The organism is Acinetobacter sp. RIT698 (assembly GCF_009668065.1).
Taxonomy (GTDB): domain Bacteria; phylum Pseudomonadota; class Gammaproteobacteria; order Pseudomonadales; family Moraxellaceae; genus Acinetobacter; species Acinetobacter guillouiae.
Window position 1 is genome coordinate 19,869 of sequence record NZ_WJYH01000001.1, and the last position, 17,453, is coordinate 37,321.

Below are 17,453 nucleotides of genomic sequence, written 5' to 3' on the forward strand. Positions count from 1 at the left end.
ATATTTTCTATTGTGCTTTCCACTGCCCAGACACTTGGATATTCACTTTTTCTCCAACGCCACCCACAGCTTTTTTCATTCCGAAATCACTACGCTTTATGACTGTAGTAGAACTAAAATCCAGCAATTTTGAATTATTTACATTGGGTTTAATTGTCGCATTAAAAGTTACAGGCTTAGTGACATTACGCAAGGTTAAATTACCTGAAATTAGATATTTATTATTAGCAAGCGGTTTAAATGCCGTACTTTTAAAAGAAGCGGAAGGATATTTAGCAGCGTAAAATAAGTCTTCACCCATAATCATGTTTTTCAAGGAAGATTTATTAATGCTTAGGCTATTTACATCCATCACAAATTCAGTAGATGCCTTTTGCGGAGTGCTCGTATCAAAGTTAAGAGAAGATTGAACACGTTTAAACTGCCCTTTGACAATGTTCATACCCAATGAGTCGATATGAAATCCAACATCACTATTGGGGGTCAATGTCCAAGACGCTGCATAGCTTGAAATCGAAATAACGAAGCTACCCAATAAAGCCCCGTTTATAGCGACTGATTTAAACTGCATGCAATACTCCATTCATATTCTATATATTTCTATTCAGTGTATTGCAATGCACACAAAAAACATTAAAGATTTGATTTGTCTTGCGTTTGGTATTTGTACTTTAATTGTTGGTAAATTTCCGTTTTTTGAAATTTCTCTAAAAACTCAGCTGTGCCCAAAGGAAACTCGACCTGATAAATTTCACCACGATAATACGCTTCACGTAGCGGGGTCGCAGAGATAGAGCCGACTAAACTATCCAACTCAACCATTTGCCATTCTGGAAATAGTTTTAAGTAATAAGATGAATCATCTTTAAAGTGACCAATTAAACCAATCTTATCGGTCTCTAGAACAGTAGCATTAACCAAGGACTTAACCAGTTCCACCCATTTAGTATCGTTATAAACATCAATAACATGTACAAATTTGATTCGTTTTTGATCCGCTTCAGAAAAATTAGACAAAATCATTTGTTCCCGTTCTGATGCCAGAAAAGGATTTTTAGTATTCCGTTCATTTTGCGCAGAACCCAAGGCCAAAATTACATATTGGCTTTGTTGTAATGCAATTTTAATGGTTTGCATATGCGCGAGATGAAAGGGCTGAAAACGTCCAATATAAACAAGATAATCAAATTTATAAGTCATAAAAGTAATTTTTTATGAACTCATCAGTTGCAACAGAATTTCAAATATGCGACATAATGAGGGCATAAAATCCAATTAAATTTTAAAGCAAGGATAGTACGATGACACTTAGTTGTATTCAACAGCCACATCAACATTTAAACGCAAATTTAGAGAATGGTGTACTGACTTTAGCAATTAATCGACCAGAAGCAAAAAATGCACTGTATGGTGAATTGTATCTATGGATTGCAAAAGCCTTAGATGAAGCTGATCAAGAGCGTGATGTTCGTGTGGTGATCTTACGTGGTGCAGATGCTGACTTTAGTGCGGGTAATGATATGAAAGACTTTATGGCTTTCATTCAACAACCACTTGAAGGTAAAGAAGGCGATGGTCCTCCATTTGTATTATTAAAATCTGCTGCACGTTTATCTAAACCATTGATCTGTGCAGTCCGTGGTGTAGCGATTGGGATCGGAGTAACAGTACTTTTACATGCTGACCTCGTTTATGCAGACAATACTGCCCTATTCCAAATTCCATTTGTCAGCTTAGGACTTTCTCCAGAAGGTGCTTCAAGTAAACTGTTGATTCAACAAGCGGGATATCATAAAGCGGCTGAATTGCTGTTAACTGCGCAAAAATTTAACAGTGAAAAAGCACTCAATGCTGGCTTAATCAATAGTATTGAAGACGATGTATATGGACACGCTTTGCATCAAGCACAAACTCTTGCAGCACTTCCATTGGCTTCAATCAAGCAAACCAAAGCGTTAATGAAACATAATCTTGAAGAGATTATTCAATGCGTGGATGATGAAGCGGTGATCTTTATGCAACGTGTTAAATCACCTGAAATGGCTGAAGCCGTTGCTGCATTTATGCAAAAGCGTAAGCCAAACTTCTCTCAATTTAATTAATTGAGTGAATCTGACCAAAGCCACTGCATGACTATTATTCAGTGGCTTTGCTCATTTTGCATCCAATAAAACAGTTCATTTAATTATGGGTAAGATCATGTCACAAGATACAACGACCAAGAAGCGCTATTACGAACCCGCTCCACAAGATATCGATATTGAAAATTTCCGTAAAGTCATAGAAAGTCGTCGCTCAGTACGTAAATACACTGAAAAGCAAATTCCTGCCGATGTTTTAGATGCTTGTTTAGATTTAGCTTTATTGGCACCAAACTCATCAAATCTACAGCCTTGGACGTTCTATGTGGTTCAGTCTCAAGCGAAAAAGAATAAATTAGTCAAAGCTTGTTTAAGCCAATTATCAGCAAAAACAGCAGCAGAACTGATTGTATGTGTGGCACGTATTGACCGTATTGATGAAATGGCAAAAAACAATTTAACCCATTTCCCAATGCCTGAAGCGCCAAGAGCAGTAAAACAATATTATAAATTTATCGCATATAACTATAAAACAGGTTATCTGAATGCTTTAGGTAACTTTAAAAAAGTGGCTTTTAAAGTTGCACGCACTTTAGATAAACAACTCCCTGTGACTGCGTTTAACCCAGCTGATGCAAAGCTTTGGGCAAGTAAAACGACAGCCTTGGCTTGTGAAAACTTGGTATTGGCTTTACGTGCTTACGGTTTTGACAGTTGCATGATGGAAGGTTTTGATGAACCCTTAGTTCGCAAGATCCTTAATCTAGGTGATAAAGAATTTCCAGTCATGGTGATTAGTGCCGGTGAACGTGCTGAAGATGGCGTATTCTTCCCACAATACCGTTTTGATCGTGATTTGTTTATTCAAAAAGTTTAATTTTAGCTAATCAATACCCCCTTTTTGTTCAGAAGAGGGTTGAGATTTTTAAACTATTATTCAATATCAATCATTTGAATAAACTCAAAAGCAGGTTCTTCATATGGATGACTTGCTTTTAAAGCGATTGCCACTTGTTTGGCCTTGTGTTCAGGAACGATGGTTTCCACTCGCCATTCAGGCAATTGCTCTAAATGATCTAACTCACCAATAAAAGGCTTTGCACCGCTTAACGGTTTAAATTGCCCTGTTCCTAACACTTGCCAAGCGCAATGTTCATAATCACCAATACCACCCGCTCCTGCTTGAAAAATTGCAAGTTTGGTTGCTTCAAGGTGTGATTCTGGAACGTAGTAGATCAATTTAAGCATTTATTTTATGTTCAAAAACTCGATTATAGCTTTGTTCGCATTTACTTTTATTTATTTTTTATTTGGTTTTCGTTAGAAAAAAACTGTGTATAGTTAGCTCAATTCATAAGATTTAATCAGAACTGTAGATTTTATAAGCTTGATCAGAATACAAAAAGAAGAGCGCCTAAGCGCTCTTCTTATTTCCCTAAAAATTACTCGTCAGATTCAGTATTATCAGACTCAGTTTCACCTTCATCCATAACAGTTTCATCATCAACTAATTTTTCAGAATCAATTAAACTCTCTGACTCTAAAGCAGTCTCGCCTTCGATCGCATCTAACTGATCGATAATCTCATCATCAGCTTCGACAGCTTCAACCGCAACCACACCGACCAAGACTTCTTCATTACCTAGGCGGATCAAACGGACACCTTGGGCATTACGACCTGTTCTCGCTACTTCAGAAGCACGGGTACGAACCAGCGTTCCACCATCAGAAATCAACATCAATTCTTTAGATTCATCGATGGCAACAGCACCAACTAACTCACCATTACGTTCAGATGTTTTAATAGCAATAACACCTTTACCACCACGTTTTTTGGTTGGGAAGTCATCTACTGGCGTACGTTTACCATAACCATTTGCAGAAGCACATAATACTTCGCCAGTTTCTGGTACAACAACTAACGAAACGATTCGGCTAACCACATTGGTATTTGAATCTGCAGTATCTTCATCATCTGAATCTACATCAACTTCAACATCTTCTTCTGTTTGTGCCGCAGCCAATGCCACACGCATACCACGAACACCTTTCGCAGTACGACCCATCACACGAGCATCAGTTTCAGAGAAACGGATTGCTTTACCTTCATTTGAGAACAACATGATTTGCTGTTCACCATCAGTAATTGCAACACCAATTAAAGTATCTTCTTCTTTCAACTCAATCGCACGTAAACCATTTGAACGAACATTACCAAACTGCTCTAATTCAACACGTTTTACTGTACCTGATGCTGTTGCCATAAATACATAGAAGTTTTTACGCACACTTTCTACACGTTCAGCAAATTCAGCAATTAATTCATCATCAAGATCAGAAGCAGAAAGCTCAATACCAATTTCTTTGAGTTGCTTACGTAAAGCATCTGATAAGTCATCTGGATTTTCACCAAGCTCTGCAAACGCAGCTTTTAGTGCTTCATAATGTGAGTCGATAATTGTGTTTTCACGCAGTTGAGCAACGTTGGCACGGACAAAAGTTCTAAACTCAGTTAAACGCTCGGTAAATTTCTTCGGAGCATCAATTACAGGAAGAATCGCTGTAATGGTCTCTTCTGCATCCAGTGGTAATAAGTTCACCATTGGGCGGCCTTTTGCACCGCGTGACGCTTGAGGTACTTCAAATACTCTTAAGCGATAAACTTTACCTACATTGGTAAAGCACAATACAGTTGCATGGTTCGATGTCACGATTAAATGTTGAATATAATCATCTTCTTTCATCGAAGTTGCAGATTTACCACGTCCACCACGGCGCTGTGCAGCATAATCAGACAATGGTTGAGTTTTTGCATAACCTGTTTTTGAAACAGTTAAAACAACTTGCTCTTCTGGGATTAAATCTTCACGAGAAAAATCAATACGTGATTCAACAATGTCCGTTTTACGTGCATCGCCATACTGTTGAAGAACCAATGCAAGTTCTTCACGAATCACATTCATCAAAAGATTGAAGTCATTTAAAATTGCTGTAAGTTCAGCAATTTGAGCTAAAATTTCAGAATATTCAGCTTGTAACTTATCTTGTTCAAGACCGGTTAAACGATGTAAACGTAATTCTAAAATTGCACCAACCTGAGCTGGAGATAAACGATAAAGCTGACCATCCAAACCAAATGGACGACTTGGATCTTCACCTTCGATCTCATCCGGACGAACTGAAATCGCGCCTGCTTTTTCTAGCAATGCAACAACATTTCCACCCGCCCATTCGCCAGCAAGTAAACGCTCGCGTGCTTCAGCTGGATTCGCAGAAGTCTTAATGGTTTCGATGATTTCATCAATATTGGCTAAAGCAACAGTCAAACCTTCTAAGATATGACCACGCTCACGCGCTTTACGTAATTCAAACATGGTACGGCGTGTCACCACTTCTTGACGGTGACGAATAAATGCCGCAATGATGTCTTTTAAATTCATCAGTTTAGGTTGGCCATTGTCTAGGCAAACCATGTTGATACTGAATGAATTTTCAAGTTGAGTATTTAAAAATAAGTTATTGACAATAACTTCAGCGTTTTCGCCACGCTTTAAGTCAATTGCAATACGCATCCCGTCTTTATCAGATTCGTCTCGAAGTTCTGAAATACCTTCAAGTTTTTTCTCTTTTACCAATTCAGCAATACGTTCAATGGTTCTTGCTTTATTGACCTGATAAGGAATTTCAGTGAAAACAATCGTCGTACGACCAGTTTTTTGGTCTTCTTCAAAATGGTATTTACCACGAATATGTAAACGACCTTTACCTGTACGGTAAGCATCTACAATTCCTGATTTACCATAGATAATGCCGCCTGTAGGGAAATCTGGACCAGAAATATATTCCATCAATCCTTCAATTGAGATGTTCGGATTATTTGCATAAGCCAAACATGCATTAACGACTTCTGTCATGTTGTGTGGCGCCATGTTGGTCGCCATACCGACAGCAATACCTGTCACACCATTGATCAATAAGTTAGGAATACGTGTTGGCATAACCTGAGGAATACGCTCAGAGCCATCGTAGTTATCTTCCCACTCGACTGTATCTTTTTCTAAGTCAGCCAACATTTCATGGGTGAGCTTACGCATACGGACTTCGGTATAACGCATTGCTGCTGCGCTGTCACCATCGACAGAACCAAAGTTACCCTGACCATCAACCAATTGATAACGTAGGCTAAAATCTTGAGCCATACGAACAATTGTTTCATAAACAGCTGAATCACCATGTGGGTGATATTTACCGATTACGTCACCAACAACACGCGCAGATTTTTTATAGGCTTTGTTATAGTCGTTGCCTAACTCGTGCATAGCGAACAGCACACGACGATGAACAGGTTTTAAACCATCTCTCACGTCTGGTAATGCACGAGATACAATAACACTCATGGCATAATCGAGATATGAGCTTTTTAGTTCATCCTCAATGGCAATCGGTCTAATTTCCGATACGCTCATGCATACTCCTTATTACAAACAGTGCAAGCAGCAACTGCTCATTTATATAATCTAGCTAGTCAAAATTTAGCTCAAAAAACGTTGAGCCAAAATCTAAAATTCAGTCGCACAGTATAGCATAAAACCAAGCGATTTTGTGCCTATCCGACCACACTATAATCATGATTTTTTGTAGTATTTTTAAACAATTTTAACGATTTATTGACAATAAAAAACCACCTGATTAGGCGGTCAATCAAGCATCGCTAAATTTATAAATGAATGGGTATTTTTATCTCAAAACCTGACCTGTTTTTATCTATCTAATCATACTCAATGGCGTGCTTCATTCACTTTTTTTGCGATGTTTATCAGTAAAAAATAAATCACATCAAACAGTTTTATTTCGGATCGATTAAAACAACTCAAACTTGAAAATTGCCATATAAAATCCGATATGGCAAAAAATATGAGCAAAGCAATACGGAGTCCAACCCCACTGATCAGAAAAATCTAAACACATCCAAATATAGAGTGTTGTAAATTTCTATAATTTATATGGATCTGCCTGAAGCAATTCACAGTGTTGCAGCAAATCATCACTGATTGCTACGCGATAACACTGCCAATCACGAATTTGATTATTTTCAAGCTGTGGAACCATATATATTCGGCTTGCAGGCGCATCAGTGAATTTACCCACTAAAATCCCTTGCTGTGTGATTTCAATTTGATCAAAAATAAAATCACTAAACTGGGTCTGTTCAAACTTTTCAATATCTTTTAGGCTCGTCGCAAAACGATGCTTGGCGTCATAATACTGTACTAAACGCGCTTGATAAGCTTGCATATCAAAATAACGTGCTTGGTATTCGTTAGACACCACCTCTTCACTTGCAGGTAGTGCTTCATCTGTTGTCGCAGCGTCATCTTGATTGGATGACCCAATTACAGACATCACAATAGGGATAACCACACTTGAAATAACCCCAAGCACTGCGGGACCAAACATAAATACGGCTAAAAGTATCCAGACAATTTTAAAATTTTTCTTTTTAGGCTGATTTTGAGACTCTCTTTGTGTATTTACGACTTTCTGCTGCCATGATTCAAGTAACGCACTCGCCTTATCACCTACAGATGTATGCTGATTGCTTTCTGTTTCATTGTTCGGCGGAGTCTGACGAGGTTTTATATTATGCGTGGGATTTGACTGTCCTTGCTTATTTTCACGGCGTACAGAAAATTCAACATTGCTATTGCCTGTCAAATCGTTGGTCTGTTTAACATGTTTTAAACGAGTACCACAAACACCACATTTCATGGCTTCATTGATATTCTCAGCGTAACATTTGGGACACTTCATATTTATAGCTATTCTAGGTGAGATGATATGGAATTGAGCAGTAATGGAAAAGCGCAGCGTCTAAAACGACAGAATCAGCCAGTCTAACGCGCCAATAAGTATAGAATTAAAAAAATGGTCAAAAGCCACTACAGGATTAAATGCGATGTTGTATCTGTAATAGCTGATTTACACTGGAATTTTCTGTATGTCGCCAGTATACGATTGAAAATTTAATTGTGTTTATGCTTTGATCTTATCGGGTTTAAAATTGGACTTCAAGGTATTTATCCACTGATTCTCTCTTGTTCTTTTAGCCAAAGCATTGATCTCCCTACATCAATTACTTATTGATAAAATAATCACTCAAGATACAGCATCTTAAACATAAAAATTAAGATCAGAAAAAATGAAAATAGCATTTTTGATCACTGTTTTATTTTATGACAGCTTATGTTTAAAACCACTTTTATAAATCAAGAAAAGATCATATAGCGCGAATCATATGAGTTTTGCAGGGTTCCTTATCCCTATGAGAAAAAATGACAATAAAGGAACTTTTAAGTTGATTTAGACTATAAAAAGGACTGATGAGAGAAGCTACTCAGAGTTTCTTTATTCGAATAGAGAATAACCCACCATCACGACTTTATTTATCCGTGCACACCATCCATCTATTTATTCAATAAATTTCTAAAATAAAAAAACGCACTTAGGAAATCCTAAGCGCGTTTTTTTGAAACTTAATTCGAGAATTAAAGTTTAGAAACTAATTCTGGAACAACAGTATTCAAATCACCAACTAACCAGTAGTCAGCTACAGCATTGATTGGTGCTTCTTCATCTTTGTTGATTGCAACAATCACTTTAGAATCTTTCATACCTGCCAAATGCTGGATCGCACCAGAAATACCTACAGCGATGTAGAGATCAGGCGCAACGATTTTACCAGTTTGACCAACTTGCATATCGTTAGGAACGAAGCCAGCATCAACCGCAGCACGTGAAGCACCTTGAGCAGCACTAAGCTTGTCAGCAAGAGGATCAAGTACTTTATGATAGTTCTCACCAGAACCAACACCACGACCACCCGATACAACGATACGCGCAGCAGTTAATTCAGGACGTTCTGATTTCACAATTTCTTCAGAAATGAACTTAGAAATACCTGCATCACCTGTAGAAGCCGCTGATTCAACTGCAGCAGAACCGCCTTCAGCAGCAACAGGATCAAAAGCTGTACCACGTACAGTTGCAAGAACAATTGCTTCGTCAGATTGAACTGTAGCAATTGCATTACCTGCATAAATTGGACGTTTGAAAGTTTTAGGACCATCTACAGCAATGATGTCAGTGATCATGCTTGAGTCTAAAAGTGCAGCAGCGCGTGGCAAGATGTTCTTACCTGTAGTTGTTGAAGCAGCAAGGATATGTGAATAACCTTTACCTAATTCAGCAACAAGTTTCGCTACGTTTTCAGCCAATTGGTTTGCATAAGCTGCATCATCAGCAAGCAAAACTTTGCTTACACCAGCAACTTTCGCAGCAGCATCTGCAACTGCTTGAGCACCAGAACCTGCAACCAATACAGTGATATCACCACCGATTTTTTGAGCCGCAGCAACAACGTTTAAAGTTGCACCGTTAAGTGTCTTATTGTCGTGCTCAGCGATAACTAAAATACTCATGATTTTATCCTTCTGTATTAGATCACTTTCGCTTCATTTTTAAGTTTTTCAACAAGCTCGTCTACAGACTTCACTTGTACACCAGCTTTACGCTCTGCAGGTGGTTCAACTTTAACTGTTTTAAGTTTAGAAGTTGCTGTAACACCGAAATCTGCAGGAGTTTTCGTATCAAGTGGCTTTTTACGTGCTTTCATAATGTTTGGAAGCGCAGCATAACGTGGCTCATTCAAACGTAAGTCAGTGGTGATGATCGCTGGAGTATTTAACTCAACAGTTTGTAAACCACCATCAACTTCACGAGTTACTTGAACTTTATCGCCATTTACAGTTACTACAGAAGCAAATGTACCTTGACCAGCGCCAAGTAAAGCCCCCAACATTTGACCAACTTGGTTAGAGTCATCATCAATTGCTTGCTTACCTAAAAGCACAAGTTGTGGTTGTTCTTGTTCAACAACAGCTTTTAGGATTTTAGCAACTTCTAAAGCGCCAAGTTGACTGTCATCAGCCTCAACTAAAATACCGCGGTCTGCACCAAGCGCCATAGCAGAACGAATTTGTTCTTGCGCTTCTTTTGGTCCAATAGAAACAACAACGATTTCTGAAACTGTTCCTTTTTCTTTTAAGCGAACCGCTTCTTCAACTGCGATTTCATCGAATGGGTTAATTGACATTTTAACGTTAGTAAGGTCTACCCCACTATTGTCCGGTTTAACGCGAACTTTAACGTTGGCATCAACCACACGTTTTACAGCAACAAGAGCCTTCATGTAATCCTCGGCTGTTTTAGCAAAAGTAAATGTTAAGAAGAGTTATAATAACGCTTCATTTAAAATTATTTAGGTGTCCTATCTTGCAATGTGATTGGCATTTCGGTCAAGTCACAATTCGCAAAACTGCTGTAAAAAGTCATAAAAAAGCTTGAACGTACAGTTCACATTTTTTCTAAATATTTTAACTTAGACACGTAAGGCTACTATTTCGACAATATTTATATATTGATAAATAACATTATTTGTATAGATTCTGTATAAATAATCAAAAGAATTAAGATAAATTATCAATCAATCAAAGGGATGACACCATCCGTTCATCGATACTGCTACACTCTGTCATTTTAGACAGATTCAGCAATTTTTCTAAGTATGTTTATTGATTAAATTTGTGAACTTTTTGGCATTAAACTTGTAACAAAATACTAAATATACAAAAACGGGCTTCTTTTCAGAATCACCCGTTTGTTTCTGCTTGGATTAATTTGCCAATAACCATGCGGCTGCAATGGTCAACAAAGTCCCTGAACCACCATCAATCCATTTTTGCTTACGTTCATTGATGTGCTGCTCTTTGGTCAATTGAGCAATCAAAAGGCTCAAACCACAATACACCAAGAATATCAAAGCAATAAAAATTGCTGACAAGGCTAAGCCTTGAAACACGGTGTTACCTGATTTATCGATGAATTGTGGCAAAATCGCAAAATAGATCAACATGCCCTTTGGATTCAACAATGCCGTAACAAAGCCTTTGCGAATAGGATTTGAAACTGCTTTCTGCTCAATACGTAATGTCTTTTGGCTAAATACTGATTTAATCAAATGAAATGCCAAATACAATAAATAGGCGATCCCCAAATATCGAATCGTCTCAAACAATACTGGGAATGAAACAATAATTGCAGCAATGCCAAGCGCAACCAGAATCGAATGAACCAGATAGCCAGAACAAATACCGATTGTCGCCATCATGCCTGCTTTCGCATCTTTACCTATCACTTGTGACAGGATAAATAACATATCTGGTCCTGGTGTGAAAATTAACGGAAGTACCGTTAAGGCAAAAAGTACAAATACAGACATCTCTTTTCCCTTTCTGAAGTTTGACTGAGAGAAGAAAACAGTATCTTTTAAAATGCTTAAAATAGGATTTCAAATATTCTATAATGATGATTATTTTTCAAATTAAATTCTAATTTATGAAAATTTCATCTAAGACTATTCTAATTAAGCTAGACCGTATTGATAAAAATATCATTCGTGCTTTACAAGCCAATGGTCGAATCCAAAATAATGATCTTGCTCGTGAGATTGGGCTCTCGCCCTCATCATGTCTAAGACGAGTTCGACTCTTAGAAGAAGCCAAAGTTATCCAAAACTATACAACAGTGGTGGATCCACAAAAAATTGGCTTTCAATTGATGTTATTCTCAAGAATCTGGTTGTTAGGCCAAGATGCTGAAACCATTGATACCTTTATTGAAGCAATGAAAGAACTGCCTCAGGTCATGGAGTGTTATATTATTCTGGGTGAATGTGATGCGATGTTAAAAGTGGTAGTACCTGATTTAGAAAGCTATCGTAAATTTCAGTCGACACATTTGACCAAAAAGAATGGTATTACCAGTGTAAAAACGGATGTCCCAAGTCAAATTATTAAACAAAGCTTTCAGCTACCTCTTGAAGATTTGTAATTCAAAAAAAACTTATTAGGTGAATATGAAAACATTCAATCCCCCCATTCAGTTAGAAACACCCAGACTTATCCTTAGACAATGGCAAGCTCGTGATTTTGAAGCTTTTGCAGATTTAAATGCTGATCCAGACGTTATGCGGTATTTTCCAGCGACCTTGTCAAAAAATGAAAGTGACCTTTTGGCAGGTCGATTTCAAAATTCAATTACCGAATGTGGTTGGGGATTTTGGGCGGTTGAGTTAAAAGAAAATCAGCAATTTATCGGTTTTGTGGGTCTAGCCAATCAAGCGGAAAAATTTACTTTCTCTCCTTGTGTTGAAATTGGTTGGCGATTTGCACAACAATATTGGCATCAGGGCTATGCGACGGAAGCCGCTCAGCAATGTTTAGCATTTGCATTTGAAAAATTAGCTTTAGAACAGGTTGTTTCTTTCACATCTGTACTGAATCAAGCTTCGGAAAAAGTAATGCAACGACTTGGTATGGATTATGTCGAGAACTTTATGCATCCCGCTTTAGAAAAAAACCATGCTTTGGCTGAACATGTACTTTACTGTATACAAAATCCAAAGCTGTAACGCTGGTCAATATGCGGGTTATCTCTGGTGATGCAAAACTTTATATCGTAAAACAAAGATCTGCATATCGAACTAAATGTGACTGAGGCAATACGTTAAAAATTATCGCCCTTTTCTATCTAAGCAGTACTTTGATCAGGATGTTCAATAAAAATGATTTATGAATTATGTACAGATCGTCTTTTACTTCGACAATGGCAAGTTTCTGATTACGATGCTTTTGCAAAAATCACAGCAAACCCTGAAGTAATGCAATTTTTCCCCAAAATTTTAAATCGTGAGCAAAGTGACGAACTGGCAAATCAGATTAAATATTTAATCGAAATCAAAGGCTGGGGACTTTGGGCAGTTGAATTGATTGAAACCCAAGAGTTTATTGGGTGTGTTGGACTACATCAACAACCCTCAAAATTTGAATTTTCACCATGTATAGAAATTGGCTGGCGGCTTGATCCAAAATTTTGGAATAAAGGCTATGCAACTGAGGCAGCTCAAGCTTGTTTAAGATTTGCATTTGAAGAACTGAATTTTCAAGAGATTGTTGCATTTACATCTAAACATAATATTGCTTCGCAAAATGTCATGAAAAAAATTGGAATGAGCTTTTCTCATGACTTTCTGCATCCTGATTTTGATGAGCACCATCCACTACATGAAGAGAAGCTCTATCGAATTCAAAAACAAGATTTTCAATTTGAGTATTGAACTATTTCGCCATGCCTTCTAAAAAATCACGATGAATATGGCTTAAATCAATCAAATCTTGATTTTTGAGCTCCAGCACTTGCCAAATCTCAATAAAGTCTTCTTTTAAATCAATATGATTAGACACTGTTTTTGCCGCTTGCCATTGTTGGTCTGATATCCATAAATAGGTCTGATTGGTTGTGGTATTTACAGCTTGAACTTTACCCTCAGCATTTATACCCAATACTTTTCCTTCTTGCGGTAAGGTTGCCTCAATTTTGGGGAGGCTGAATTCTACAAAATGTTTAATTTGACGTAAGCCATAGCCCTTAAAAATTTCTTTTTGAGCGTCAGTCAGTTGCTTATATTTTTGTTCAAGTTCAGGGATCATTGAAAGACCTAATTTTTCTGCAAAATTGAATCAATAGAAATGTATTGAATAAATACCAAACCTAGATATACATGAGAGCATTTTTAAAAACAATTATCTATTCGACTTTTTTCTGTGCTAAATGTGTTTAAGCACTATGCATTTTATTAAAAAACCAACTGTGCTTTTCACCAGGTCTATTCGCTACAAAATACAAAGGTCAACGCTTAATAAAGCCTTATATTCAAAATTAATTTTTTATTTTTGATGCAGCAGCTCTTGGATGCGCTTGATCATAGACTTGTGCCAGATGGTCAAAATCGACGTGGGTATAAATCTGTGTTGTGGTTAAATTGCTATGTCCTAGCATTTCTTGCACTGCACGCAGATCTCCACTATTGGATAACATATGACTGGCAAAGCAGTGACGTAATAAATGTGGGTGTAAATCAACATTTACCCCTGCACGTAGTGCTTGGTATTTGACTCGATTTTCAATCTGACGTGGGCTAATACTTGTGCCGCGTTGAGTAATAAATACCAAAGATTCAGGGCTAAACTCCCCCTGCCAGATTCGATAGATTTTTAACCATTCAATCAGACTCTCTCTCGCTTTAGAGCCGAAAGGTACAATTCGAGTTTTATTCCCCTTACCCGTGATACGCAATAAATGACGGGTAAAATCAATATCTCGTATGGTTAAACTTTGCACTTCTGCCAAGCGCAAGCCACTCGAATAGAGCAATTCCAGAATAGCCTTATCTCGTAACCACAACTGCTTTTCTATTGGCTTTTCAGGTTCGGGCTGATCCATAATTTGATTGACCGTTTCAATATCAATCATCCCTGGTAATGGTCGAGCTTGCCGCTTTATCTGAAAATCATCCGCTGCATTGATTTCTAAATAACCACCTTGTTTGGCCCACTTCATAAACTGACGAATTGAAGTTAAATGCCGTTGTAAACTACTGGTCGAAAGCTGATCTTTTTCGACACGATAAGCTACATACTCTCTTAAATCAGCAGCTTCGACTTGTTTTAACTCGATCTGCTTGTCATAGCAAAAATCAATAAAGTTGGATACATCTCGGAAATAAGCATCTAAGGTATGTACCGATTGATTCTGTATTTTCCGATCCTTAATCCACATCGAGAGCAATTGCATTGCACCGTATTGCATAAGCTCTCCTTTGATCAAAATAGCAAATGACATAACCTGATTGAAAAATATCAGTCTTGTAAAACTGTATACACCACACCATTGATGACTTCTGCCATCTTATTTAAATTGAGTTTTTCAACAGTATCCTCTTGGGTATGATAATGCTTATTTCTAAAAAAAGCCGTATCTGTGATCATAATAGCAGGGATATCCAAGCGCCAATAATTCAAATGATCTGAGAAATCCACGCCTTGTACAAATGATGGCGCTATCAATCTTTGACAATCAAGGCGTTTTAACGCTTTCATGGCATCACAATATTTTTCGCCCAAACCACGTGAAGTGAAATTACTCACTGCGCCAATAAAATTTCCATGTTTGGGATAAAATAAAGCTAATCCCGATGGATAATCCTGAACATTTTTATGGTCAAAATATCCAATCATTTCCAAAATATACACCGCTTGAATTTGATCTTTTTGTTTTAAAATGGATTGTGCATGGATATAACTCCCCATATGTTCAGTACGGAAATACGGAGGTTCTTCCAATGTATAAAAGACAAAATCAACATTCTGTTTAAGACTGGCCTTATTGGCTGCTAAAATTCGCGCAATCTCTATTAGCCCCACCACACCAGAAGCATTATCATCAGCACCTTTGAAATTCCCATAAACATCATAATGTGCACCAACAATCACTTTTTTGGCATGACCCATTTGTAAGTGACAGATTACATTTCGATAGGTTTTGCCTTTGACTTGATAAGGCTGGTATTCACAAGGAATCGCAAACTGTTCAAGTTGTTGTTTAATGAATGCCGCAACTCGATCGAGCTCTTGAATATTTTGATAATTTCGAAACGCTTGGGGGTGAATCACTTGTTGTAAATAACTGTTTAAACGATCAGGTTCAGCTTGCTGATCATAGCGTTGTTCTGCTGCGACACTCCATGTTGAAAGCCCACAGCTGAGCAATATAATAAAAAGATAGTTTAAATTTAAAAAATTTGGATAAGCTATTTGCATGTATAAATCCAATTTAAAAGCGTGTTGGTATAGCTATAATTTAAAAAAACAGCAATTAGACATTCAGTTCTTGTTGTACACCTGAGAATAACCAATATCACGCTATAATGATGCAATTACCACGTTAGAAATTGTTAATATGAAAATCCGTATTCTGACCATTGGTCAAAAAATGCCTGCTTGGGTATTAACTGGTTTTGAGGATTACTTCAAAAGAATCCAACCTTTTGTACAGACGCAAATTATTGAACTCCCGATGGCAAAGCGTGGCAAAAATGATTCCGAAGCAGATATTTTAAAATATCGCCAAATTGAGGGCGATAGTATTCTCAGCCAACTGAAACACAATGAAGTATTGATTGCACTTGAAGTAGGCGGACGTGAATTTAGTACTGAAAAGCTGGCTGAAACCATGAAAGGCTGGATGCTTGAGGGTTATGATGTTGCACTGGCCATTGGCGGACCAGATGGGCATTCTGAAGCCGTGCGAAAAGCTGCTGCTTGGCACTGGTCACTGTCAAAACTAACTCTGCCCCATCCATTGGTTCGGGTTATGCTGATTGAACAACTTTATCGTGCGATGAGTATTAACCATAATCATCCGTATCATCGTGCAGGCTAGTCATGTAATTGCGCAAAAGTTGTATTGATGAAACAGTCTGTTGAAATAAAAGGCTTATTGAGAGCATACATTTTAGCTAGAATGGGCAATTCACGCTGTATTTAATGATCATTTAGGCACAAAGATATGAACTTACAAACACTCCCAGGTTTATTCATTTCACATGGCTCTCCCATGCTTGCGCTAGATCCTGAACAAGTCGGTCCTGCACTACATCGTCTTGGTCTAAATTTACCAAAACCACAAGCCATCGTGGTGATGTCTGCCCATTGGGAAAGTGAGGCTTTAGAAGTCAATACAGGTGTACGCCCTGAAACATGGCATGACTTTCGTGGTTTTCCTCAAGCGCTGTATGAGATTCGCTATCCCGCACCAGGAAATCCTGAATTAGCGGAAGAAATTTTGCATCTCTTGGCCGAAGCACATCTTCCTGCACATGCAAATAGTACTCGACCACGTGATCATGGCGTATGGATGCCTTTATTACATATGTACCCTGAGGCAGATATTCCAGTCATTGAAATTTCTTTACCGATGAATATGCATGCTGATCAAATCTACCAAATTGGTCAAGCACTTGCCCCACTCCGTGAAAAACAAATTTTATTGATTGGTTCAGGTAGCATCACTCACAATTTAAGAGAATTGTCATGGAACGGCAAAGATGAGAATGTGCCTGAATGGGCATCTACATTTAGAAATTATGTGGTGAGCAAACTCAACCATAGTAATTATGATGCTGTATTGGAATGGGATAGCATTCCTTATCTACAGAAAAACCACCCAACACTTGAACACTTTGCGCCTCTTTTCTTTGCAATGGGTACAGGCCATCGCTTTAGTATTGTGCACAGTAGTTTTTCAATGGGCGCGCTAGGTATGGATATTTATCGTTTTGACTAAATGATTTAATTGATCATCATTCAGCACAAATGATAACAATTTGTTAATTATTGTTTAACTTTTAGTTATATG

General features: G+C 37.8%; 18 protein-coding genes. 7 read left to right on the forward strand and 11 right to left on the reverse strand.

Annotated elements, in window-relative coordinates:
* Positions 1–7: 7 nt before the first annotated feature.
* Positions 8–571 carry a YceI family protein gene (locus GJV03_RS00125; protein ID WP_004717213.1) on the reverse strand — a complete coding sequence of 188 codons (564 nt, stop codon included), beginning with the start codon at positions 569–571 and terminating at the stop codon, positions 8–10.
* A 62-nt stretch (positions 572–633) separates the two neighbouring features.
* Positions 634–1,200, reverse strand: a complete 567-nt coding sequence (locus tag GJV03_RS00130; protein ID WP_034612542.1) for a nicotinate-nicotinamide nucleotide adenylyltransferase — start codon at positions 1,198–1,200, stop codon at positions 634–636.
* Between the two features lie 101 nt (positions 1,201–1,301).
* On the opposite strand from GJV03_RS00130, the gene GJV03_RS00135 reads away from it, so the two are divergent.
* Both GJV03_RS00135 and GJV03_RS00140 read left to right on the forward strand, forming a co-directional pair.
* A complete protein-coding gene (locus GJV03_RS00135; RefSeq protein ID WP_105713602.1) occupies positions 1,302–2,102 on the forward strand; it encodes an enoyl-CoA hydratase-related protein in 801 nt (266 codons plus the stop codon).
* Positions 2,103–2,199: 97 nt separating this feature from the next.
* Positions 2,200–2,958, forward strand: coding sequence for a nitroreductase family protein (locus GJV03_RS00140; RefSeq protein WP_105713601.1), 759 nt, complete (start codon positions 2,200–2,202; stop codon positions 2,956–2,958).
* A gap of 56 nt (positions 2,959–3,014) precedes the next feature.
* On the opposite strand, the gene GJV03_RS00145 is transcribed toward GJV03_RS00140, so the two are convergent.
* The 6 genes from GJV03_RS00145 to GJV03_RS00170 all read right to left on the reverse strand — a co-directional run bounded on the left by GJV03_RS00145 (position 3,015) and on the right by GJV03_RS00170 (position 11,418).
* On the reverse strand, positions 3,015–3,329 hold the full coding sequence (locus GJV03_RS00145; protein WP_004823167.1) for a hypothetical protein: 315 nt from the start codon (positions 3,327–3,329) through the stop codon (positions 3,015–3,017).
* Between the two features lie 194 nt (positions 3,330–3,523).
* Positions 3,524–6,547 carry a DNA gyrase subunit A gene (gene gyrA / locus GJV03_RS00150; RefSeq protein WP_004717223.1) on the reverse strand — a complete coding sequence of 1,008 codons (3,024 nt, stop codon included), beginning with the start codon at positions 6,545–6,547 and terminating at the stop codon, positions 3,524–3,526.
* Positions 6,548–7,073: 526 nt separating this feature from the next.
* On the reverse strand, positions 7,074–7,892 hold the full coding sequence (locus tag GJV03_RS00155) for a zinc ribbon domain-containing protein (RefSeq protein ID WP_228129004.1): 819 nt from the start codon (positions 7,890–7,892) through the stop codon (positions 7,074–7,076).
* A gap of 734 nt (positions 7,893–8,626) precedes the next feature.
* Complete coding sequence (locus GJV03_RS00160; RefSeq protein WP_154129192.1) at positions 8,627–9,559, reverse strand: FAD-binding protein; 933 nt, start codon at positions 9,557–9,559, stop codon at positions 8,627–8,629.
* A gap of 17 nt (positions 9,560–9,576) precedes the next feature.
* Positions 9,577–10,329, reverse strand: coding sequence for an electron transfer flavoprotein subunit beta/FixA family protein (locus tag GJV03_RS00165; RefSeq protein ID WP_004823176.1), 753 nt, complete (start codon positions 10,327–10,329; stop codon positions 9,577–9,579).
* 483 nt (positions 10,330–10,812) lie between these two features.
* Complete coding sequence (locus tag GJV03_RS00170; protein ID WP_056518144.1) at positions 10,813–11,418, reverse strand: LysE family translocator; 606 nt, start codon at positions 11,416–11,418, stop codon at positions 10,813–10,815.
* 116 nt (positions 11,419–11,534) lie between these two features.
* On the opposite strand from GJV03_RS00170, the gene GJV03_RS00175 reads away from it, so the two are divergent.
* From GJV03_RS00175 to GJV03_RS00185, 3 genes are all read left to right on the forward strand, one after another.
* Entirely contained in the window at positions 11,535–12,029 is a 495-nt protein-coding gene (locus tag GJV03_RS00175; protein ID WP_004717233.1) for an Lrp/AsnC family transcriptional regulator, read from the forward strand.
* 25 nt (positions 12,030–12,054) lie between these two features.
* Positions 12,055–12,609 carry a GNAT family N-acetyltransferase gene (locus GJV03_RS00180; protein WP_154129193.1) on the forward strand — a complete coding sequence of 185 codons (555 nt, stop codon included), beginning with the start codon at positions 12,055–12,057 and terminating at the stop codon, positions 12,607–12,609.
* Between the two features lie 153 nt (positions 12,610–12,762).
* The gene (locus GJV03_RS00185) at positions 12,763–13,314 is read left to right on the forward strand and encodes a GNAT family N-acetyltransferase (protein ID WP_154129194.1); all 552 of its coding nucleotides are present in this window, start codon (positions 12,763–12,765) and stop codon (positions 13,312–13,314) included.
* 1 nt (position 13,315) lies between these two features.
* Here the strand turns inward: GJV03_RS00185 and GJV03_RS00190 are convergent, their stop codons facing one another.
* The 3 genes from GJV03_RS00190 to GJV03_RS00200 form a co-directional block, all read right to left on the reverse strand.
* The gene (locus tag GJV03_RS00190) at positions 13,316–13,687 is read right to left on the reverse strand and encodes a hypothetical protein (protein ID WP_154129195.1); all 372 of its coding nucleotides are present in this window, start codon (positions 13,685–13,687) and stop codon (positions 13,316–13,318) included.
* Positions 13,688–13,916: 229 nt separating this feature from the next.
* Positions 13,917–14,816: a tyrosine recombinase XerC gene (locus GJV03_RS00195; protein WP_162242547.1), complete on the reverse strand. Its 900-nt coding sequence runs from the start codon at positions 14,814–14,816 to the stop codon at positions 13,917–13,919.
* A gap of 80 nt (positions 14,817–14,896) precedes the next feature.
* Positions 14,897–15,856 (reverse strand): M28 family peptidase, encoded by a 960-nt coding sequence (locus GJV03_RS00200; protein WP_154129196.1) that lies wholly within the window; start codon positions 15,854–15,856, stop codon positions 14,897–14,899.
* 139 nt (positions 15,857–15,995) lie between these two features.
* On the opposite strand from GJV03_RS00200, the gene rlmH reads away from it, so the two are divergent.
* Positions 15,996–16,478 (forward strand): 23S rRNA (pseudouridine(1915)-N(3))-methyltransferase RlmH, encoded by a 483-nt coding sequence (rlmH, locus tag GJV03_RS00205; protein WP_004717243.1) that lies wholly within the window; start codon positions 15,996–15,998, stop codon positions 16,476–16,478.
* Between the two features lie 126 nt (positions 16,479–16,604).
* Positions 16,605–17,381, forward strand: coding sequence for a class III extradiol ring-cleavage dioxygenase (locus GJV03_RS00210; protein WP_004717246.1), 777 nt, complete (start codon positions 16,605–16,607; stop codon positions 17,379–17,381).
* The last annotated feature ends 72 nt before the right edge of the window (positions 17,382–17,453 follow it).